General features: G+C 64.9%; 17 protein-coding genes and 2 tRNA genes. 10 read left to right on the top strand and 9 right to left on the bottom strand.

Annotation, left to right across the window (positions count from 1 at the left end):
* The first annotated feature begins 159 nt into the window (after positions 1-159).
* Together AC3WLX_RS24200 and pepT are read left to right on the top strand one after the other, a co-directional pair.
* Positions 160-504, top strand: a complete 345-nt coding sequence (locus AC3WLX_RS24200; RefSeq protein ID WP_492337852.1) for an HU family DNA-binding protein — start codon at positions 160-162, stop codon at positions 502-504.
* A 103-nt stretch (positions 505-607) separates the two neighbouring features.
* On the top strand, positions 608-1858 hold the full coding sequence (gene pepT / locus AC3WLX_RS24195) for a peptidase T (protein WP_492337851.1): 1251 nt from the start codon (positions 608-610) through the stop codon (positions 1856-1858).
* A 51-nt stretch (positions 1859-1909) separates the two neighbouring features.
* On the opposite strand, the gene AC3WLX_RS24190 is transcribed toward pepT, so the two are convergent.
* The gene (locus tag AC3WLX_RS24190; RefSeq protein WP_492337850.1) at positions 1910-2800 is read right to left on the bottom strand and encodes a hypothetical protein; all 891 of its coding nucleotides are present in this window, start codon (positions 2798-2800) and stop codon (positions 1910-1912) included.
* Between the two features lie 347 nt (positions 2801-3147).
* On the opposite strand from AC3WLX_RS24190, the gene AC3WLX_RS24185 reads away from it, so the two are divergent.
* The 6 genes from AC3WLX_RS24185 (at position 3148) to AC3WLX_RS24160 (ending at position 10364) form a co-directional block, all read left to right on the top strand.
* On the top strand, positions 3148-3378 hold the full coding sequence (locus tag AC3WLX_RS24185) for a hypothetical protein (RefSeq protein ID WP_492337849.1): 231 nt from the start codon (positions 3148-3150) through the stop codon (positions 3376-3378).
* 116 nt (positions 3379-3494) lie between these two features.
* Positions 3495-3857: a hypothetical protein gene (locus AC3WLX_RS24180; protein ID WP_492337848.1), complete on the top strand. Its 363-nt coding sequence runs from the start codon at positions 3495-3497 to the stop codon at positions 3855-3857.
* Positions 3858-3914: 57 nt separating this feature from the next.
* The gene (ihpA, locus tag AC3WLX_RS24175) at positions 3915-5189 is read left to right on the top strand and encodes a divalent metal ion exporter subunit IhpA (protein ID WP_492337847.1); all 1275 of its coding nucleotides are present in this window, start codon (positions 3915-3917) and stop codon (positions 5187-5189) included.
* Entirely contained in the window at positions 5186-6184 is a 999-nt protein-coding gene (gene ihpB, locus AC3WLX_RS24170) for a divalent metal ion exporter adaptor subunit IhpB (RefSeq protein ID WP_492337846.1), read from the top strand. Before ihpA ends, ihpB begins: the two co-directional genes overlap by 4 nt.
* A complete protein-coding gene (locus tag AC3WLX_RS24165; RefSeq protein WP_492337845.1) occupies positions 6177-9395 on the top strand; it encodes an efflux RND transporter permease subunit in 3219 nt (1072 codons plus the stop codon). The genes ihpB and AC3WLX_RS24165 overlap by 8 nt, the downstream gene beginning before the upstream one ends.
* Before the next feature lie 3 nt (positions 9396-9398).
* Positions 9399-10364, top strand: a complete 966-nt coding sequence (locus AC3WLX_RS24160; protein WP_492337844.1) for a cation diffusion facilitator family transporter — start codon at positions 9399-9401, stop codon at positions 10362-10364.
* Positions 10365-10571: 207 nt separating this feature from the next.
* On the opposite strand, the gene AC3WLX_RS24155 is transcribed toward AC3WLX_RS24160, so the two are convergent.
* The 5 genes from AC3WLX_RS24155 to clpX form a co-directional block, all read right to left on the bottom strand.
* Positions 10572-11432, bottom strand: a complete 861-nt coding sequence (locus AC3WLX_RS24155; RefSeq protein ID WP_492337843.1) for a class I SAM-dependent methyltransferase — start codon at positions 11430-11432, stop codon at positions 10572-10574.
* 369 nt (positions 11433-11801) lie between these two features.
* Positions 11802-11878: transfer RNA gene (locus tag AC3WLX_RS24150), tRNA-Val, on the bottom strand.
* Positions 11879-11925: 47 nt separating this feature from the next.
* Positions 11926-12336: a GFA family protein gene (locus tag AC3WLX_RS24145; protein WP_492337842.1), complete on the bottom strand. Its 411-nt coding sequence runs from the start codon at positions 12334-12336 to the stop codon at positions 11926-11928.
* A 69-nt stretch (positions 12337-12405) separates the two neighbouring features.
* Positions 12406-14829, bottom strand: coding sequence for an endopeptidase La (lon, locus tag AC3WLX_RS24140; RefSeq protein ID WP_492337841.1), 2424 nt, complete (start codon positions 14827-14829; stop codon positions 12406-12408).
* Between the two features lie 324 nt (positions 14830-15153).
* Entirely contained in the window at positions 15154-16425 is a 1272-nt protein-coding gene (clpX, locus tag AC3WLX_RS24135) for an ATP-dependent Clp protease ATP-binding subunit ClpX (RefSeq protein WP_061027021.1), read from the bottom strand.
* Between the two features lie 179 nt (positions 16426-16604).
* Between clpX and AC3WLX_RS24130 the strand changes: the two genes are divergently transcribed.
* Positions 16605-16811 (top strand): hypothetical protein, encoded by a 207-nt coding sequence (locus AC3WLX_RS24130; protein ID WP_291630310.1) that lies wholly within the window; start codon positions 16605-16607, stop codon positions 16809-16811.
* A 62-nt stretch (positions 16812-16873) separates the two neighbouring features.
* Here AC3WLX_RS24130 and AC3WLX_RS24125 read toward each other — a convergent pair whose 3' ends face one another.
* From AC3WLX_RS24125 to AC3WLX_RS24115, 3 genes are all read right to left on the bottom strand, one after another.
* Positions 16874-17509 carry an ATP-dependent Clp protease proteolytic subunit gene (locus tag AC3WLX_RS24125; protein WP_492337840.1) on the bottom strand — a complete coding sequence of 212 codons (636 nt, stop codon included), beginning with the start codon at positions 17507-17509 and terminating at the stop codon, positions 16874-16876.
* Positions 17510-17788: 279 nt separating this feature from the next.
* Positions 17789-19150 (bottom strand): trigger factor, encoded by a 1362-nt coding sequence (tig, locus tag AC3WLX_RS24120; protein ID WP_291630545.1) that lies wholly within the window; start codon positions 19148-19150, stop codon positions 17789-17791.
* Positions 19151-19322: 172 nt separating this feature from the next.
* Positions 19323-19407, bottom strand: a tRNA-Leu gene (locus tag AC3WLX_RS24115).
* A 154-nt stretch (positions 19408-19561) separates the two neighbouring features.
* Here AC3WLX_RS24115 and AC3WLX_RS24110 point away from each other — a divergent pair.
* Entirely contained in the window at positions 19562-20863 is a 1302-nt protein-coding gene (locus tag AC3WLX_RS24110; protein ID WP_492337839.1) for a multicopper oxidase family protein, read from the top strand.

The raw sequence follows: 20863 nt of genomic DNA, 5'->3' as shown, positions 1-20863 counted from the left end.
GCCTGAGCTTGCTGACACCTTTGCGCGCCTTGCCGCAGTGGCCGGGAACCCCCGGCATAGTCAGCCCGCGCCCGAATCGTCTACGTCTTCCGGGACTTAGAGGGATCCCCACGCTTTCCGGCATTTCCGGGGGCTTCCCGGTCATTGAGGAGGCCAGACATGGGTAAGAAAGATTCAGCCAAGAAGGATTTGGCCAAGAAGGATTCGGCAAAGAGGGCAACCGCTCCCGCCACGATCACGCTCAAGCATCTCGCAGCCGACATCGCCGAGAGCCAGGACCTGTCCAAGAAGCGCGCCGAGGCCGTCCTGACCGACATGGTCGAGCTGATCACCAAGCACCTGAAGAAGGGCGACCGTGTGCGCATCGTCGGCCTCGGCATCCTCCAGGTCCGCAAGCGTGCCGCCCGCACCGGCCGCAATCCTGCCACCGGCGAGGCGATCCACATCAAGGCCAGCAGGAAGGTCGCCTTTCGCCCGGTCAAGGAGCTGAAGGACGCGATCTAAAACTCACATTTCGTTAAGCCTGATCCACCCCGTTACGGCCGCATCACGGCCCGCTTTTCTGATATACCGCGTGCTTCCCAAAGACCCGGCGGTTTGACCAGAAATGTCCTCCCTCACCTTCTCCCATACCGTGACCGAGCGCTTCCTGCGCTACGTCACCATCGACACCCAGTCCGATCCGGACTCTCCCCGCTCGCCCTCGACCGAGAAGCAGAAGGATCTCGGCCGCGTGCTCGCCGCCGAGCTGAAGTCCATGGGCGTCGCGGACGCGCATCTCGACGAGCACGGCTATGTCTACGGCACGATCCCAGGCAATACCGACAAGAAGGTGCCGGTGATCTGCTTCTGCTCGCATATGGACACCTCGCCCGACGTCACCGGCAAGGACGTCAAGCCGCAGGTCTGGAAGAACTATCGCGGCGGCGACATCACGCTGCCGGGCGACACCAGCCAGGTGATCCGCTTTGCCGAGCACCCCGCGCTGAAGAACCAGATCGGCAACGACATCATCACCACCGACGGCACGACGCTATTGGGTGCCGACAACAAGGCGGGCGTCGCCGAGATCATGGATGCCGCGCATTTCTTCATCAACAATCCTGACGTGAAGCACGGCACCATCAAGATCCTGTTCACACCGGACGAGGAGATCGGCCGCGGCGTCGACAATGTCGACCTGAAGAAGCTTGGCGCCGATTTCGCCTACACCATGGACGGCGAGAGCGCCGGCTGCGTCGAGGACGAGACCTTCTCGGCCGACGGCGCCACCATCACCATCACCGGCGTCAGCGCCCATCCCGGCTACGCCAAGGGCAAGATGGAGCACGCGATCAAGATCGCCGCCGCCATCGTCGAGCGCCTGCCGAAGGAGGGCTGCTCGCCGGAGACGACCTCGGGCAAGCAGGGCTTCCTACATCCGATCGGCATCGAGGGCGCGCTGGAACAGGCGACGCTGTCCTTCATCGTTCGCGACTTCACCGAGGAAGGGCTGAAGGAGAAGGAGGCGCTGCTCGAGGACATCGTCAAGGACGTGATGAAGGACTATCCGCGCTCGACCTACACGTTCGAGGTCAAGGAGCAGTATCGCAACATGAAGCAGGTGATCGACCGTCACCCGCACGTGCTCGAATACGCCATCGAGGCGATCCGCCGCGCCGGCCTGCGCCCGATGCGCACCGCGATCCGCGGCGGCACCGACGGCTCGCGCCTGTCCTTCATGGGCCTGCCCTGTCCCAACATCTTCGCCGGCGAGCACGCCTTTCATTCGCGGCTCGAATGGGTCAGCCGGCAGGATATGGAAAAGGCGGTGCAGACCATCGTGCACCTCGCGATGATCTGGGAAGAGAAGGCGTAGAGCTTCCCTTCAGGGATGGCCGGGCTTGCGCCCGGCCATTTGCTTGGGGACCTACGGCAACGGCATCGCGCGCGGAGTGCGATGGAAGCGGTTGGAGCTCGCCATCCAGTTCGGCAACGGCGCGCCATCACGATGGCGCCCGCCGGCGACGGCGGCGGCCCAGGCTACCGCGGCGCCGATCAGGGTGGCGGCTGCGATCGAGAACGCCACGATGATGGAATTGCGCCGCGCGCGGTCGATGGCCGTCTTGGCGTCTGCGATCGAAGCAGTGACTCGCCGTTCGGCATCCGGTGGCGCGAGGCCCGTCACGGCCGCAACCTGCTGCACGAGATAGGTTCGATCATCGGCGCTGACGCCGCTGTGGCTGGACGACGTCAGGAGAATCCGCCCGGCTTCGGCGCGCACCTCCCTGAGATCCGTGTTCGGCGCGCGGCGCGGTGCGCGGAAAAGCTTGTCGAGCTCGTAGCTCAACAAGGGCTCCGCCGCCGACGTATTGCTGGCCGAGCTGCGCAGCGGCGAACGGTCGATCGCGGCAGCCCCGAGCAGCGCGAGCATTGCCGCGCCGGCCAGCACGGCTAGGGCCCAGGCAATCAGCCCGTGCAGTCCGTCCCGCCGCTCGCCGTCATCCTCGACCGTTGCAAGCTCGGGCGCCGGCCGGGTTGTCCGGCCGGCGACGTAGCCGCCAAAGCCGAAGCTGACGATCGCCTGGATGATCAGATAAAGCCCGGAAAGGAGCGCCAGCGCAGCCGATGCATCGCGCCAAGTCGGCGAGGCCGAACTGACACCGAGGCCGACGGCGACGCCAAAGCCGATCAGGATGAACGACATTGCGCCCGCCGCGAGTGCACCTGCGAACACCGAGCTCCACTGAATGGTCCGAGCGGGCTCCTCCAGGAACTCGTCTTCCAGAACCTCTTCCCGCATGAGCGTTTCAACGGTCATCGCGCCGCTCTCAGCGCAGGCCGAAGAACGACAGGATCGCCATGATGACGACGATCAAGCCGATCAGGTAAATCAGTCCGTCCATAGTCCGTCCTCCTCAGTTTCTTCAGCTCGCTAATCGCGACGAATGAGGAACGTTCCAAATTAGGCGGATCGCCTGGAACGAACCTGGAAGATGCGGGTTACCCGCTCAAGTCCTAGGGATAAAGATCGTGAGCCCATGAGGCCTCAGCCGGTTCGTCTGGCTGGGGCCTTTCCGTTGCCCGCGCCTGTCATATGTTAGCGACGCGCGAGCCCGGATCATCAAGGATGCGATCGGGGCGAGACTTCCAGATTTGGAGCGGCGCGTGGATCGCAGAACAGCGTGCCTGCATCAGGCCGATGCATTCCGGGAGAAGGCCCTCGCCGATCCCGAGCACCACGACGAATGGATCGACGAGGCCATCAAATGGCTGGAGCGCGCGATGGAAGCGAGCTGTCGCGCGGTGGTCACCATGGAAGGTGACGATGGCAGCGAAGCTCCGGTCCCGACGATCGACGCCATGGCCCCACTTCGCCGCGCCATTCTCCGCCAGTGAGCGGCGCTGGCGGCATATGCTGATGCGGCAATTGTTCCAGGGACGTAACAATGTTGCGGGTCGACACTGTTCCCGCCGCCATGCTAGGCCGGGCAGACCGCAGTGAGAGTGACCTCGTGCCCGCCAATCGCCAGACCTCGGAAACCTGCCGTCCACGCCATTGGCGTGGGCTGCTGTCCGTGCTGATTGCGGTCGTCTATCTGCTCGCAGGCGCGCTGCACGGCGCCCACGACATCGACGTCACCACGCCCGCCGGCGGTTCGGAGATCGCCGCGGTGCTCGACGGGGCCACAGGCCACAGCGACCACAAGGCCATCGGCGGACATCATTGCCATGGCTGCTTCTCGCTGGCGGTATCACAGTCTGCGCCATCGACCGGGGCAATCGCGCTGATGTCGGCGACGCGTCCGCAACTTGCGCCCCGGCTTGCCGGCATCATCCCCGACACCGACTCGCCTCCTCCTAAGCCCATTGCCTGAACGGATCGGTCGGGCGTTCCGCGCCCATAAGGTTTTATCCTTCACAGGTCGGTTTTCATGTTTTGCAGGAGAGTGGCCGCGCGCCTGGCGTGCGCGGTGGCGTGTTTGATTGCAGGATCAGCGCTGGCGCCGTCGCACGCGCAGACTTTGACGATGCGCAGCGCGCTGTCGCGCGCGCTGGCGGCGAGCCCGCGGCTGACGGCGGCGGAGCGCGACGTCGGCATCGCCACGGGCCAGCGCATCCAGGCAGGCGCGCTACTCAATCCGGAACTGTCCTACGAGCAGGACGATTCGTTCGGCTCCGGCAGATATCGCGGGACGCGATCGGCCGAGACCACGCTCCAGATCAGCCAGGCCTTCGAGCTGTTCGGCAAGCGCGATGCCAGGATTGCCGCCGGCGTAGCCGGGGTCGAAGTGGCGGCGATCCAGCGCCAGGCCGTCCGGCTGGAAGTGCTGTCGGAGACCGCGATCGCCTTCCTCGGCGTGCTCGGCGCGCAGCGGCGCATCCAGATCCTCGACGAGCAGATTGCCGCGATCGACCGCCTGACGCCGCTGCTCCGCCGCCGCGTCGAGGCCGGCGCCTCCTCGCCGGCCGAGACCGGCCGCGCCGAGGTCGCCTCCGCCCTGGTCAAGGCCGACCGCGAGCGTTTCAAGGCAACGCTGGCCAGCGCCCGGCGCGAGCTCGCAGTGCTGATGGGCGATCCGTTCGCGAAGTTCGGCGAGGTCTCCGGCCGGCTCGACACCATGGGCAAGCCGCCGACCTTCCAGTCGGTGGTCGCGGCCATTGACGCCAATCCGCAATTGGTGCGCTGGACCGCGGTCTATGCCCAGCGCAATGCCGAACTGCTGCTGGCGCGGCTTCGGCCCTATCCGGACGTCCGGATTGCGGCCGGCTGGCGCCACTTCAACGAAACGGGCGACGACGCAGCGCGCCTGACCGTCACGGTGCCGATCCCCGTGTTCGACCGGAACCAGGGCAACATCCTCTCGGCGCAGGAAAGCCTCGCCAAGACGCGGGCCGAGCGCGAGGCCAACCGCAACACGTTGATCGTGATTGCCGGCCGCGCCTACGACTCGCTTCAGGGCTCGCTGCGCGAGCTCGCGGTGCTGCGCGAGACCGCGATCCCAAAGGCGGTCGAGGCGTCCGAGGCGATTTCGCAAGGCTACGGCCAGGGCCGCTTCACCCTGCTCGAGGTGCTCGATGCCCAGGCCAGCGTCGCCCAGGCGCGGCTGCGCGAGCAGGAGGCGCTGCAGAATTTCCACGCCGGCGTTGCGATCATCGAGGGCCTCGTCGGCAATCCCTTCACGCTGGCGCGGGAGAGCGCACGATGAAGACGTCCTCGACCATCGTCCTGGCCATCCTTGCCGCTGCACTCGGGGCTTACGGCTATTCCCTGTTCGCGCCGGGCACAATCGCGCACACCGAGCATGCCGAGCATGCCGAGCATGGCGGCGGCCGTTCCGAACACAAGAAACCGCACGACCGTGTCGAGCAGGACGAACACGGCGCCGACCGCATCCGCATCTCCGATGTCAAGCTCGCCGCAGCCGGCGTCGTGATGGCCGAGGCCGCAAGCGCGACGCTGACCGACACGCTCGCCTTCAACGGCATCTTGCGCGCCAACCAGGAGGCCGTGGTGCAGGTGACGCCGCGCTTTCCCGGCATCGCCAAATCCATCCTGAAGCGGATCGGCGACAAGGTCGGCAAGGACGACCTGCTCGCCACGATCGAGAGCAACCAGAGTCTCACCGTCTATGAGCTGAAGGCGCCCCTTGCCGGGACCATCATCGAACGGCAGATCTCGCTCGGCGAATACGTCTCCGAGCAGAAGCCGGCCTTCGTGGTCGCCGACCTCTCCACCATCTGGGTCGATCTGTCGATCTACCGGCAGGACCTCAGGCGCGTCCGTCTCAATGACGAGGTGCTGATCGATCCCGACGACGGCCGCGGCGAGATCAAGGGCACGATCTCCTACATGGCCCCGATCGGCTCGAGCGAGACCCAGACGGCACTGGCACGCGTGGTGCTGCAAAATCCGGATGGCCGACTGCGCCCCGGCCTGTTCGTCACGGCGCGGCTGATCCTGGCGGCCCGCAACGTCGCGGTGGCCGTGCGCCGCAGCGCCATACAGACCCTGGACAACAAGACCATCGTGTTCGTGCGCGAAGACGGCGACAAGATCGAGGCGCGCCCGGTCGAGCTTGGGGACTCCGATCCGCGGCATGTGGAGATCAAGGCTGGCCTTGCGGTCGGAGAGCATTACGTCGCGGAGAACAGCTTCGTCGTGAAGGCCGAGATGGGCAAGGGCGAGGCCGAACATGATTGAGCGCCTCATCGCCGTCTCGCTGTATCAGCGCTGGCTGGTCCTCCTGCTCGCGCTCGGCGCCCTCGCCTTCGGCGTCTGGAACTTCCAGCGCCTGCCGATCGACGCAGTCCCTGATATCACCAACGTCCAGGTCCAGATCAACACCCGCGCGCCCGGCTATTCGCCGCTCGAGACCGAGCAGCGCATCACCTTCCCGGTCGAGACGGCGATGGGCGGGCTGCCCAGGCTCGACTACACACGCTCGCTGTCGCGCTATGGCCTCAGCCAAGTCACGATCGTCTTCAAGGACGGCACCGACATCTATTTCGCCCGCCAGCTCGTCGGCGAACGCATCCAGCAGGTAAAGGATCAGCTCCCCGCCGGCGTCGAGGTCGCGATGGGTCCGGTCTCGACCGGGCTCGGTGAAATCTTCCTGTACACCGTCGAGGCCAAGGCAGGCGCCAAGACGCAGGCCGGCCACGACTATTCGCTGACCGACCTGCGCACGGTGCAGGACTGGATCATCCGGCCGCAGCTTCGCAACGTGCCTGGCGTGATCGAGGTCAACACCATCGGCGGCTTCGAGCGGCAATTCCACGTCCTGCCGGATCCCGGCAAGCTGATGGCCTACCGGCTCGGCTTTCGCGACGTCATGACGGCGCTCGCCGCCAACAACGCCAATGTCGGCGCCGGCTATATCGAGCGCAATGGCGAGCAATATCTGGTGCGCTCGCCGGGCCAGGTCGGCAGTATCGGCGAAATCCGGGACATCGTGATCGGCTCGCGCGGCGGCAATCCCGTCCGGATCAGGGACGTCGCTGTTGTCACCGAGGGCCGCGATCTGCGCACGGGCGCTGCGACGCGCAATGGCGAGGAGACCGTGCTTGGCACCGCCATGCTGCTGATCGGCGAGAACAGCCGCACGGTGGCCCGCCGTGTCGCAGCCCGGCTCGACGAGATCGCCAAATCGCTGCCCGAGGGCGTCGTGACGCGAACCGTCTACGACCGCACCGACCTGGTCGAGGCCACCATCCGCACAGTTCGGAACAACCTGCTGGAAGGCGCGGCGCTGGTCGTCGCCGTGCTGTTCCTGATCCTTGGCAACATCCGCGCCGCGCTGGTCACAGCCTGCGTCATACCCCTGTCCATGGCCATGACGATCACGGGCATGGTCGAGACGAAAGTGAGCGCCAACCTGATGAGCCTGGGGGCGATCGACTTCGGCATCATCGTCGACGGCGCCGTGATCATCGTCGAGAACTGCCTGCGCATGCTGGCTGTGGCCCAGCGCGAGAAAGGCGGGCTGCTCACCACGGCCGAACGGCTGCGCGCGATCCTGCGCGGATCGAGCGAGGTCATCAAGCCGAGCCTGTTCGGCACGCTCATCATTGCCGTGGTCTACCTTCCGGTACTGACGCTGACGGGTGTCGAAGGCAAGATGTTCACGCCGATGGCGCTGACCGTGCTGATGGCGCTCGGCGCTGCCGTGCTGTTCTCCATCACCTTCGTGCCGGCGGCCGTTGCCATTTTCGTCACCGGCAAGGTCTCCGAGCACGAAAACCTTTTCATGCGCGCGGCGAAGCGCGCCTATCTGCCCCTGCTCCATTTCGCCATCGACAATCGCGCCGCGGTCGCCATCATGGCCGCGGTCATCGTGGTTGCGAGCGGCATCGCCGCTTCGCGCATGGGCGGCGAGTTCATTCCGAGTCTGGACGAAGGCGACGTCGCGCTGGCCTCGATCCGGATTCCCGGCACCAGCCTCACCCAATCGCTGGACCTGCAAAAGGCGCTGGAGAAGCGGGTCTTGCAAATCCCTGAAGTGAAGGAGTTCTTCACCCGCCTCGGCACGGCGGAGATCGCCACCGACCCGATGTCCCCGGCACAGACCGACGGTTACGTCATGCTGAAGCCGCGCGCCGAATGGCCCGATCGCAACAAGCCGAAATCGGAGGTGATCGAGGCGATCGAGCATGCGGCGGACGAAATTCCCGGGAGCGCCTATGAAATCTCCCAGCCGATCCAGTTCCGTGTCAACGAGCTGATCTCCGGCGTGCGCACCGACGTCGGCGTCAAGATCTTTGGCGACGACCTCGACATCCTGCAAGGCGCCGCTAGGCAGGTCGAAGCCGCGATCCGCGGCATCCGCGGCGCCGCCGACATCAAGATCGAGCAGGTCTCGGGCCTGCCGATCCTGACTGTCCGCCTCGACCGCCAGGCGCTTGCCCGCTACGGCCTCAGCATCGCCGAGGTGCAGGGCATCGTCGAGATCGCGGTGGGCGGCAAGTCGGCCGGCAAGCTGTTCGAGGGCGACCGCCGCTTCGAGATCATGGTCCGCCTGCCCGAGCATCTGCGTGGCAATCTCGACGCGATCCGGGCCATTCCGATCCCGCTGCCGCCCGGCGAGGAAGCCGGCGCCGGCACCGCCGTTCGAACGACGCTGGCCACCTCGCCCCTCACGCAGATGCGCTACGTGCCGCTCTCGTCGGTCGCAACGGTCGATGCGACGCCCGGCCCGAACCAGATCAGCCGCGAGAACGGCAAGCGGCGCATCGTCGTCACCGCAAATGTCCGCGCCCGCGACCTTGGCTCGTTCGTCGCAGAGGCCGAAGCGGCCGTGGCCGAGAAGGTCAAGCTGCCGCCCGGCTACTTCATCGGCTGGGGCGGCCAGTTCGAGCAGCTGGTCTCGGCGACCAAGCGGCTGACGATCGTGGTACCGGTGGCGCTGCTCTTGGTATTCCTGCTGCTGTTCATGGGCATGGGGTCGGCAGCGGATGCGGCGCTGGTGTTTTCAGGCGTGCCGCTGGCGCTGACCGGCGGCGTCGCGGCGCTGCTGCTGCGCGACATTCCGCTGTCCATCAGCGCCGGCGTCGGCTTCATCGCGCTGTCGGGTGTCGCCGTGCTCAACGGGCTCGTCATCATCACCTTCATCGAGCGGTTGCGCAGCGAGGGGCGATCCGTCGTCGATGCCGTGCACGAGGGTGCGCTGACGCGGCTGCGCCCGGTGCTGATGACGGCCCTCGTCGCCTCGCTCGGCTTCGTGCCGATGGCGCTCGCGACCGGTGCGGGCGCCGAGGTGCAGCGGCCGCTCGCGACCGTGGTGATCGGCGGCATCATCTCCTCGACGGTGCTGACGCTGTTGGTGCTGCCGGCGCTCTACGTGCTGTTCCGCCGTGACGTGGCACACGAAACGCCTAGAATCGCGCCTGATTTGTCAGCTTCCGGGGAGCGCTAGAGAGTGGCCGGTCACGACCATCACGGACACCACGCGCATCGCCATCATGACCATGCCGGGCATGATCATGGTCCTGGTCATGCGCATGTCCACGCGCCCGCCAGTTTCGGCAAGGCGTTCGCGATCGGCATTTCGCTCAATATCGCGCTGGTCGTGGCCGAGGCGATCTACGGCTATATCGGCAACTCCACCGCCCTGCTCGCCGACGCCGGCCACAATCTGTCCGATGTGCTCGGCCTCATCGTAGCCTGGGGCGCCTCCATCGCCGCAAAGCGCGCGCCGAGCGGCCGCTTCACCTACGGCCTGCGCGCCTCCACGATCCTCGCAGCCCTAGCGAACGCGGTATTCCTGCTGGTCGCGACCGGCGCGATCGGCTGGGAGGCGATCCTGCGCCTGCAACAGCCGGAGCCGGTCGCGGGCGTCACCGTGATGGTGGTGGCAGGCATCGGCATCCTCATCAATGGCTTCACCGCCCTGCTGTTCGCGCGCGGCCGCAAGGACGACATCAACATCGAAGGCGCCTACCTGCACATGGCGGCCGACGCCGCGGTCTCGCTCGGCGTCGTCGTTTCGGCGGCGCTGATCATCTGGACCGGCTGGCTCTGGCTCGATCCCTTAACCAGCCTCGTCATCTGCGGGGTAATCCTCTGGAGCACGACGAGCCTGTTGCGCGGCTCGATCGACATGTCGATGGCTGCCGCGCCCAAGGGTACCGACCTCGCCGCGATCAGGAGCTTATTGCTGGCGCGTCCCGGTGTGTCTGATATCCACGATCTCCACGTCTGGCCCATCTCGACCACGGAGACGGCGCTGACGTGCCACCTCGTCATGCCGGCAGGCAGCAACGACACATTTCTGATGGAGACCGCGCAGCTCTTGAAGACGACCTATCGTATTGGCCACACCACGCTTCAGATCGAGACGCACCCGGACAATGGTTGCGCACTGGCGCCGGATGATGTGGTGTAAGGGGCTCGTTGCCGCGCCAATCTCCGCTGTCGCCCCGGACAAGCGTAAGCGCAGATCCGGGGCCCATAACCACAGGGAGTGATTTTGCGAAGACTCGCAGTTACCAGCTTCGCACCAAAGTTCTCCCTGGGGTTATGGGTCCCCGCCTTCGCGGGGACGACGCCGAGCGTGTGGCAACGGCGTGCGGCACGATCTCGCGGAGCAGCTCTACCCCGCCTTCGCCGTCACGATCCAGATCGCGCCCTGTAATGGCACGCTCTGCCCCTTTAGGAACGGCCCGAGCGCTTCGCGGATCGAGGCCTTCGCCGCCTCGTACGTCTCCGGCGGATGGCCCTGGAGCGCGCGGCTGGCCGGGCCGATCTGTAGCGAGCCGTCGACGGCCGCATCGAGGCCGCCGCCGATGGCGATGTCCATGGGAAGGTTGTGCGGCTCCATGGCCACATCCGCGAAACCGGCGCCTTTCAGGATGCGCATCACGCGCTCCTCCGATGCGAAGGCGAACGGGCCCGGCTCTTCGGGACCGACCGGCGGCATCTTCGGCACGTGCTTATACACCGCCATCAGCGGCGCCATCATCCAGGGATTCTCCTTCGGTTCGCGCCAGCAGGCAAAGGCGAGCCGGCCGGATGGCTTCAGCGCACGGCGCAAATTGGTGAAGGATGCGACTGGGTCGGCGAAGAACATCACGCCGAAACGCGAAGCCAAGAGATCGAAGCTCGCCGGCTCGAACGGATAGACGGTCGCATCCGCCAGCACAAAATCGAGCGGCAGACCCTTTGGCGCAAACGCGCGCGCCTGCGACAGCATCGGCTCGGAGACGTCGAGGCCGAGCGCGAACCCGTCAGGCGCCACCGCCTTCGCAAATGCAAAGGTCGTCGCGCCGGAGCCGCAACCGACGTCGAGAACGCGCTCACCCGACTTCACGCGGGCGCGGTCGATCAGCACCTCGGCAATGGGCCCGAGCAGGCTCTCTTGCGCCGCATGGCGGTCGGCCCAGCGCTGCCCGCTGGGACCATTCCAATAGGTGATCTGGTCGGCGTTTTGCGCGTGTCCGCTTGGCTGTTCCATCGGGAGCCTCTTGATTGTCGCTCGTCTACGTCTCGATAACCCTTTGAGTGCCGGAAGCAGAAACTTCAAGGAGAAGCGTGCGGGACAACTCTCGCCATGGCGTGACGCTGTCATCGTACTCAATCAGCTCATAGCGGCGACTACAATTCTTCCAGCTAGTGCAGGGTGCACGATTGGGCTCTTGGTCCCAGGGTAGCGCGGCTAGCCTCTGCAATTCTGCGAGTGCTTGCTGGCGAGTCCAAAACTGGCCGTGCCACTCGGCGTGCGCTTCATCTTCGATAACAAACATGGCAGGCCCGCCCACGCAGTAGCGTTAGGTTCTGTATCCAGTCCGGCGAGCAGATCGCGAGGCCCACATGTCTCTGGGAATGGTGGGCGGTCACGGATTCGAACCGCGGACCCTCTCGGTGTAAACGAGATGCTCTAACCAGCTGAGCTAACCGCCCCACGGCGCCTCTTTATCCCTACCAGCCCTTGCTGAGCAAGCCCGACCTCAATCCCCCGGCCTCCCCGGCAGCAGCGGCACCGCGTCGATCCCGATCCACACCGCCGCCGACTGGCACCAAATCTGCCGCACCGGCCGCAATTTATCGCGCTGGCGGATCGAGCCCCAACGGATACCCCAATCGTCGGCCTGGTCGCCCTCGCCGCTCGTAAACAGCGGGGAACCGCAGTCGGCGCAGAAATGCTGCAAGCGCATCCGGCCGTTGTCGCCGCGCTTGCCGTAGACCTTTGGCGCGCCGGCGGTCAGGCGGACATCGGCCGCGGAACAGATCGCGGTGACCCGGAACGGCGAGCCCGTCAGCGTCTGACAGTCCCGGCAATGGCAAACCGAGACGGCCTCGGGGTCGATCTCGGCTTCGAAGGTGATCTGCCCGCAATGGCATTGCCCGTCGATGTGCATTGCCACCTCCCCTTCCCCCAAAACAAAAACGGCGCCCGAAGGCGCCGTTTTATCATCTTTTACCAGACCTCAGTGAGCGGTCAGGCCGCCGGCGGCTTCGTCGCCATCCGGCTTCACCGTCACCTTGGTGTCCTCTTCCCAGACGATCGGCACCGGCTTCTTCACCAGCGCCTTGGCGACGACGTCGTCGAGGCGCGAGACCGGGATGATCTCCATGCCGCCCTTGATCGCATCGGAAATCTCCGTGAGATCCTTGGCGTTGTCCTCGGGGATCAGCACCGTCTTGATGCCGCCGCGGGCCGCAGCCAGCAGCTTCTCCTTGAGGCCGCCGATCGGCAGCACGCGGCCGCGCAGCGTGATCTCGCCGGTCATCGCGACATCGTGGCGGACCGGAATGCCGGTCATGACCGAGATGATCGCGGTGGCCATGGCAACGCCTGCGGACGGACCATCCTTCGGCGTCGCGCCCTCGGGCACGTGCACGTGGATGTCGCGCCTGTCGAACAGCGGCGGCTCGACGCCGTAGTTGATCGCCCGCGAGCGGACGTAGGATGCCGCCGCCGAGATCGACTCCTTCATGACGTCGCGCAGATTGCCGGTGACCGTCATCTTGCCCTTGCCGGGCATCATGACGCCTTCGATGGTCAGCAGTTCGCCGCCCACGTCGGTCCAGGCAAGGCCGGTGACGATACCGACCTGCGGTTCGCTCTCGATCTCGCCGAAGCGGTACTTCGGCACGCCGAGGAGCTCTTCCAGAGTCTTCTCGGTGACCTTGACCGACTTCTTCTTGGAGATCATCAGCTCCTTCACCGCCTTGCGGGCAAGTGTGGAGAGCTCACGCTCCAGGTTGCGCACGCCCGCTTCGCGGGTGTAGCGGCGGATCAGCAGCAGCAGCGCATCGTCGTCGATCGAGAACTCCTTGGAGTCCAAGCCGTGCTTCGACACCGCGTTCGGGATCAGGTGCTTGCGCGAGATCTCGACCTTCTCGTTCTCGGTGTAGCCCGCGATCCGGATGATCTCCATGCGGTCCATCAGCGGCCCCGGAATATTGAGCGTATTCGCGGTCGTGATGAACATCACGTTGGAGAGATCGTAGTCGACCTCGAGATAGTGGTCGTTGAAGGTCCCGTTCTGCTCGGGGTCGAGTACCTCGAGCAGCGCAGAGGATGGATCGCCGCGGAAGTCGGCGCCCATCTTGTCGATCTCGTCCAGGAGGAACAGCGGATTGGACGACTTCGCCTTGCGCATCGACTGGATGATCTTGCCGGGCATCGAGCCGATATAGGTGCGGCGGTGACCGCGGATCTCGGCCTCGTCGCGCACGCCGCCGAGCGAGACGCGCACGAACTCGCGTCCCGTCGCCTTCGCGATCGACTTGCCGAGCGAGGTCTTGCCGACGCCGGGAGGCCCGACGAGGCACAGGATCGGGCCCGTCAGCTTGTTGGCGCGCGACTGCACCGCAAGATACTCGACGATGCGCTCCTTGACCTTCTCGAGCCCGTAGTGATCGGAGTCCAGGACGGCCTGCGCCGCCTCCAGGTCCTTCTTGACCTTGGACTTCTTGTTCCACGGAATCGACAGCAGCCAGTCCAGATAGTTGCGCACGACGGTCGCCTCCGCGGACATCGGCGACATCTGGCGCAGCTTCTTCAATTCATGCTGTGCCTTCTCGCGCGCTTCCTTGGAGAGCTTGGTCTTGGAGATCTTCTCTTCGAGATCGGCGAGCTCGTCGCGACCGTCGTCGTCGCCGAGTTCCTTCTGGATCGCCTTCATCTGCTCGTTGAGGTAATACTCGCGCTGGGTCTTCTCCATCTGGCGCTTGACGCGCGAGCGGATGCGCTTCTCGACCTGCAGCACCGAGATCTCGCTCTCCATCAGGCCCAGCACCTTCTCCAGGCGCGTGGTGACGGACAGCGTCTCCAGGATGCCCTGCCGGTCCGCGATCTTGACCGCGAGATGCGAGGCAACCGTGTCGGCGAGCTTGGCGAAATCGGTGATCGCCTGCACGACGCCGACGACCTCGGCAGAGATCTTCTTGTTGAGCTTCACATAGCTCTCGAAATCGGACACGACCGAGCGCGCCAAGGCTTCCGCCTCGACCGACTTCGCATCGGTGTCGGCGAGCGCGACGGCGGTTGCTTCGTAGTAATCGGCACGATCGGTGTATTTCGACACGCGCGCCCGCTCGAGCCCTTCGACCAGCACCTTCACGGTACCATCGGGGAGCTTCAAGAGCTGGAGCACGCTGGCGAGCGTTCCGGTCTCGTAAATGGAGTCGGGCGCCGGATCATCGTCGGACGCGTTCTTCTGCGTCGCGAGCATGATCAGCGCGTCGTTCTTCATCACCTCTTCGAGCGCGCGGATCGACTTCTCGCGGCCGACGAAGAGCGGCACGATCATGTGCGGAAATACGACGATGTCGCGGAGCGGCAGCACGGGATAGGCGTGCGTTTCGCCATGAACGATTGTTGGCCGGGGTTTTGGATTGGTCATGGCCTTTTCCTTTTGCTTTGCCCCCTTGCACGCCGCCCGCTGATCATGCGCAACCGCCACAAGGTGCCGAGGTGATCCGCAGGACCGGTCGGTCCAGGACGGGTTGGACCGGCTCGTTGGATCGGAACTGAGGCGAATCTTGAAAGAGAATTTTTGCTCGCCGCCGACATTAGGTGGCTATCGACCCGGGGGGTGTCAAGTCATTGAAAAACGCGCGCCATCAGGCGCTTACGCAACGCGGTAAGCGACGCAACACCAGCTGCGGAGATTCACGTCCGCAGCTCTCTTTGTAAATACGATTGGAGCCCTTCCAGCGCCGGCAGATCAGGCGCTGGCGTTCTCGACGGCGCGATCGGACCGATCGGCGTAGATGTAGAGCGGACGGGCCGTTCCTTCCACGACTTCGCGGGAAATCACGACTTCTTCCACACCTTCCAGGCCCGGCAGGTCGAACATGGTCTCGAGCAGGATGGCCTCGAGGATCGAACGCAGGCCACGCGCGCCGGTCTTGCGCTCGATCGCCTTGCGGGCGACCGCGCCAAGCGCCTCGTCGGCGAAGGTCAGCTCGATGTTCTCCATCTCGAACAGCCGCTGGTACTGCTTCACCAGCGCGTTCTTCGGCTCGGTCAGGATCTTCTTCAGCGAGGTCTCATCGAGATCCTCGAGCGTCGCCACCACGGGCAGACGGCCGACGAACTCGGGGATGAGGCCGTACTTCAGGAGGTCCTCGGGCTCGACATGACGGAAGATCTCGCCGGTACGGCGGTCCTCCGGCGCAAGCACCTGGGCGCCGAAGCCGATCGAGGTCGATCGTCCGCGTGCCGAGATGATCTTGTCCAGACCGGCGAAGGCGCCGCCGCAAATGAACAGGATGTTAGTGGTATCCACTTGCAGGAACTCCTGCTGCGGATGCTTGCGGCCGCCTTGCGGCGGGACCGAAGCCACGGTGCCTTCCATGATCTTGAGTAGCGCCTGCTGGACGCCCTCGCCCGACACGTCGCGCGTGATCGAGGGGTTGTCGGACTTGCGGCTGATCTTATCGATTTCGTCGATGTAGACGATGCCGCGCTGGGCGCGCTCGACATTGTAGTCGGCGGCCTGGAGCAGCTTCAGGATGATGTTCTCGACGTCCTCGCCGACATAGCCGGCTTCGGTCAGCGTGGTGGCGTCGGCCATCGTGAACGGCACATCCAGGATGCGGGCCAGTGTCTGCGCGAGCAACGTCTTGCCCGATCCGGTCGGACCGATCAGCAGGATGTTCGACTTCGCGAGCTCGACGTCGTTGTGCTTGGTCTGATGGTTGAGGCGCTTGTAGTGGTTGTGCACCGCGACCGACAGGACCTTCTTGGCATGGCTCTGGCCGATCACGTAATCGTCCAGCACCTTGCAGATTTCCTTCGGCGTCGGAATCCCGTCGCGCGACTTGACCAGCGAGGATTTGTTCTCCTCGCGGATGATGTCCATGCAGAGCTCGACGCACTCGTCGCAAATGAAGACCGTGGGACCCGCGATCAGTTTGCGGACTTCGTGCTGGCTCTTGCCGCAGAACGAGCAATATAGCGTGTTCTTGGAGTCGCTCGTGCCGACCTTACTCATTCATGTCTCCGTCCGCGGTTCGATCCCGTTCCGCTCGATCGCTACATTCCGACACAAGGGCCGGCATGTAGCTTAAGTAGAGCAAATTCCGTACCAAAAAAGACCCTACGCTTTACTATCCGTGCGAATCACGGCCGCTCGATTCTGCTGCGATCATAGCCGATCAATCGTAGCCAACCATGCTGTCACCCGACTATCAAGAATTCGCTAATCGGGGGTCGCCGGCTACCCGTGACAATACCGTGATTTCCGGTCTTGGCACGGGCGATGTGATGGAAATCACCCCGGCGTGGCTGGATTACCACGAAAAACAAGCACGAAAGCGGAACTTTCTGCTTGTCGCAGGGCGCAAAGCCGTGTTCTGCGCCACGCGCACGCGCACCTAACGTGAACACAGTCCTGACGGGTGCACGGCAACCCGAGGGATCACCGTGACGACCCAGTAGTGCTACGGGGCTTTCGCCGCCGCCGGCTCCTCGGCGCGCTTGTCGATCACCTTGTCCACCAGACCGAACTCCTTGGCGTCGTTCGCGGTCAGGAACTTGTCGCGTTCCAACGCATCCTCGATCGACTTGTAGGTCTGCCCGGTGTGTTTCACGTAGATCTCGTTGAGCCGCTTCTTCAGGTTCAGGATCTCCTGGGCGTGCAGCATGATGTCGGTCGCCTGGCCCTGGAAGCCGCCGGAGGGTTGATGCACCATGATGCGCGCGTTCGGCAGCGAGAAGCGCATGTCCTTCTCGCCGGCGCAGAGAAGCAGCGAGCCCATCGAGGCCGCCTGGCCCGTGCACAGCGTCGAGACCGGCGGGCGAATGAACTGCATGGTGTCGTAGATCGCGAGGCCCGATGTCACCACGCCGCCCGGCGAGTTGATGTACATCGAGATTTCCTTCTTCGGATTTTCCGCCTCGAGGAACAAGAGCTGCGCCACGATCAGCGTCGACATGCCGTCCTCGACCGGGCCGGTCACGAAGATGATGCGCTCCTTCAACAGGCGCGAGAAAATGTCGTAGGCGCGCTCGCCACGGTTGGTCTGCTCGACCACCATGGGCACGAGGTTCATGTAGGTTTCAACCGGATCGCGCATGAGTCACCTAGGGTTTTCGGAGACGGACATCGCCGGGGCTGCCAGTCTGGCTGGAGGCGCCCCAAGGGCGGATGGACGTGCCGTGATGCAAGAACTTGGGTAAGAGGTAGAAGGCGTATCGACAGATATAGCCCAATTCGCGCCTGACAAGTGCGGAGCGCATTAAGGCTTAATCCCGCGGGACAGTTGAAGCTGATTCGCACAAAGAGGCCCAGCCGGCCATCTGGCTAGCTGGGCCCGTTCGCTGATCATCCTTAATGGAAGGCGACCTCAAATGCCTCAAGCGGCGGTCTTTTCCGCCTCGTCGTCCTTGTAGAGATCCTCGCGCGAGACCTTCTTCTCGGTCACATTGGCGAGCTCGAGGATGAAGTCGACGACCTTGTCCTCATAGATCGGTGCACGAAGCTGGGCCAGCGCCTGGGGATTGTTGCGGTAGTAGTCCCAGACCTCCTTCTCGCGGCCGGGCATCGAGCGCGCGCGCTCGATCACGGCGCGGCCGACCTCGTCGTCGGTCACGGTGATCTTGTTCTTGTCGCCGATCTCCGAGAGTACGAGGCCCAGCCGCACGCGGCGGTCGGCGATCTTGCGGTATTCTTCCTTGGCCTTGTCCTCCGTGGTGTCCTCGTCGGCAAAGGTCTTGCCGGCGGAATCCATCTCGGCCTTGACCGAGTTCCACATCAGATTGAACTCCTCGTCGACGAGCGAGGGCGGCGCTTCGAAGCGGTGCGCCTCGTCGAGGCGGTCAAGCAGCGCGCGCTTGACGCGCTGGCGCGTGGCGGTGGCGAACTCGGCAACCAGGCGCTCGCGCGCCGCTTCCTTCAACTTGTCCAGCGATTCCAGGCCAAGCGACTTGGCGAACTCGTCGTCGATCGCAAGGTCCTGCGGCGCCTCGATCAGGGTCGCGGTGGTCTCGAACTCGGCCGGCTGGCCGGCGAGCTTTTCGTTCATGTAGTTCTTCGGGAACGACACCTTCAGCGTGCGCGTCTCACCCGCGCCGATGTCGATGAGCTGCTCCTCAAAGCCCGGAATGAAGGTGTTGGAGCCAATCAGGACCTGGATGCCCTCGCCGGTGCCGCCTTCGAAGACTTCGCCGTTGATGCGGCCCGTGAAGTTGATGGTGACACGGTCGCCCGAGGCGGCCTTGGCGCCCTCGCCCTTGTCGGCGAAGGTGCGATTGGTATCGGCAATGCGCTTGATCGCTTCGTCCACGTCGGAATCGGACACGTCGGCGACGGGCTTCTCGACCTCGAAGCTCTTGAAGTCGGCGAGCGCGATCGCCGGCACCACCTCGATCGCGACCGTGTAGGTCAGGTCGGTCTTGCCGCTCAGCAGCTCCTCGACCTCGGCCTGCTCGCTCGGCATGGTGATCTTCGGCTCGGTGGCGAGACGGAAGCCGCGCTCGGAGAACAGCTGCGTGTTGGTGTCGCGGATGGTCTGATCGATGGTCTCGGCCATCACCGAGCGACCATAGACCTTCTTCAGATGCGAGACCGGCACCTTGCCCGGGCGGAAGCCGTTGATGCGGACCTTGTCCTTGAGGTCGACGAGCTTGGCGCCGGCCTTGGCATCGAGATCAGAGGCGGGAACGCTGATCTTGAACTCGTGCTTCAAACCTTCCGAGAGGGTTTCTGTGACCTGCATGGCGTCCAATCTTCTTCTCGTTCGGTCCCGGCACGTCGCGCGTCGGGACGCTGTCATTAATCGATCCGGCGCGAGGCGAATGCCTCACCACCGGTGGTTCATCGGACCGGCTCCAGGCGGACGATCATCCGCCGAAGCAGGTCTCGTAATCCGTGCAAACGCGATAAGCGCTTGGTGCGGGCGGAGGGACTCGAACCCCCACAACTTTCGTCACTGGAACCTAAATCCAGCGCGTCTACCAGTTCCGCCACGCCCGCGTGAATTTGCATCAAGACCGGCCGCGATGCCGCGGGCGGCCGGGCTTATAGCATGTGCCTGACTGTTCGCAGCAAAAAAATGGCCCGATGGAGGCAGGCTTCAAGTAGGCATGATGGCTGGACTTATCCAGCGCGGCGTGGTCCGGATCGCCCGATGAAAATGCGCTTCGTTGCCCCTGATCGACGCGAGGTTCTGGCCGGGCTTGGCGCTGCGGCGGCCGGCTTGATCGCCGGTGGCGCGGGCCCGCTCGTGACCGCCCAGCTCGCGCTGCAGGCCAGGGCGTCAACGCTGGCCCTGAGGCCGGGTCAGCCGGCTACACCAATCTCGGAGCTGGCGGCCGTAAGCCACCTCGGGGACGTCCGTCTCAAGCGCGGCGACCGCTGCGAGCTGGTGTTTCGAAACGAGCTTCCGGTACCGCTTGCGCCAGTCTGGTACGGCCTCACCGGCCCGGCCACGGCCGACCCGCTGCGGGGGCGTGCGCCTGCCCCGCCCAATGCGGCTGAAACATCAATCATTTCAATATCCAGCGCGGGGACCCTGCTGGCCGACTTCCGCCTGTTCGAGGACGGCTTGAAGCAACCGGCGCGTCCCCTCCCGATCATCGCGGCCGAGACCGGCCCGGTCGCCATCGATCGCGACGAGGTGTTGCTGATCGAGGAATGGCGCCTGCGGCCGGACGGCTCCGCGATCCCGCCGGGCCAGGATCCGACGGACGCTGCGCCGCTCTACACTATCAACGGAAGGAGTTCATTCGAACTCTCAGCCTCGGTCGGCCAGCGGCTCCGGCTGCGCTTCATCAACGGCTCGCAACGCTCTGTTCTAGCAATCAAATTGGAGAGCCACGAGGTCCGCGTGATGGCCCTGGACGGACAGCCGGCCGAGCCGTTTCCGGCGCGCAATGGCGCCCTGGTGTTGGCTCCCGGCGGGCGGGCCGATGCGTTTGTGGATGCGACCACATCGGCCTCATTCCTGCTGCATGACGGCAAGGCGGCGCGCCAAATTGGCAGCCTCGCGGTCTCGGGGAAGCAGGAGCGCGCACCGCTGTCCACGCCACGGCCGCTGCCCTCGAACGATCTGCCCGAGAAGCTAGACCTGAAGGGCGCCCTGCGGTTCGATGTCGCGCTCGGTGCGGCCGACGCCGCCTGGACGCGGCCCGCGAGCTTCTCCACCGCCTCCGCCCCTGCCTTCCGCACCAAAGTCGGCCGCACCGTTGTGCTGGCCCTGAAGAACCCCGGCCCGATCGCGACCGTCTTCCATCTGCATGGCCACCCTTTCCGCCTGCTCGACAGGCTCGACGATGGATGGAAACCGTACTGGCTCGACACGCTCGCGGTCGAGCCCGGCCAGACCCAGCGCATCGCCTTTGCGGTGACCGCGCCCGGACGATGGCTCCTCGAATCGGTCGTGACGGACTGGGCCGCGCCGCGCCTGGTGCGGTGGTACGTGGTGGAGTGA

Source organism: Bradyrhizobium sp. FW305-F6 (assembly GCF_058782905.1).
The sequence above is the reverse complement of the archived record's forward strand: the minus strand, read 5'-3'. Positions and strand labels throughout refer to the sequence as shown.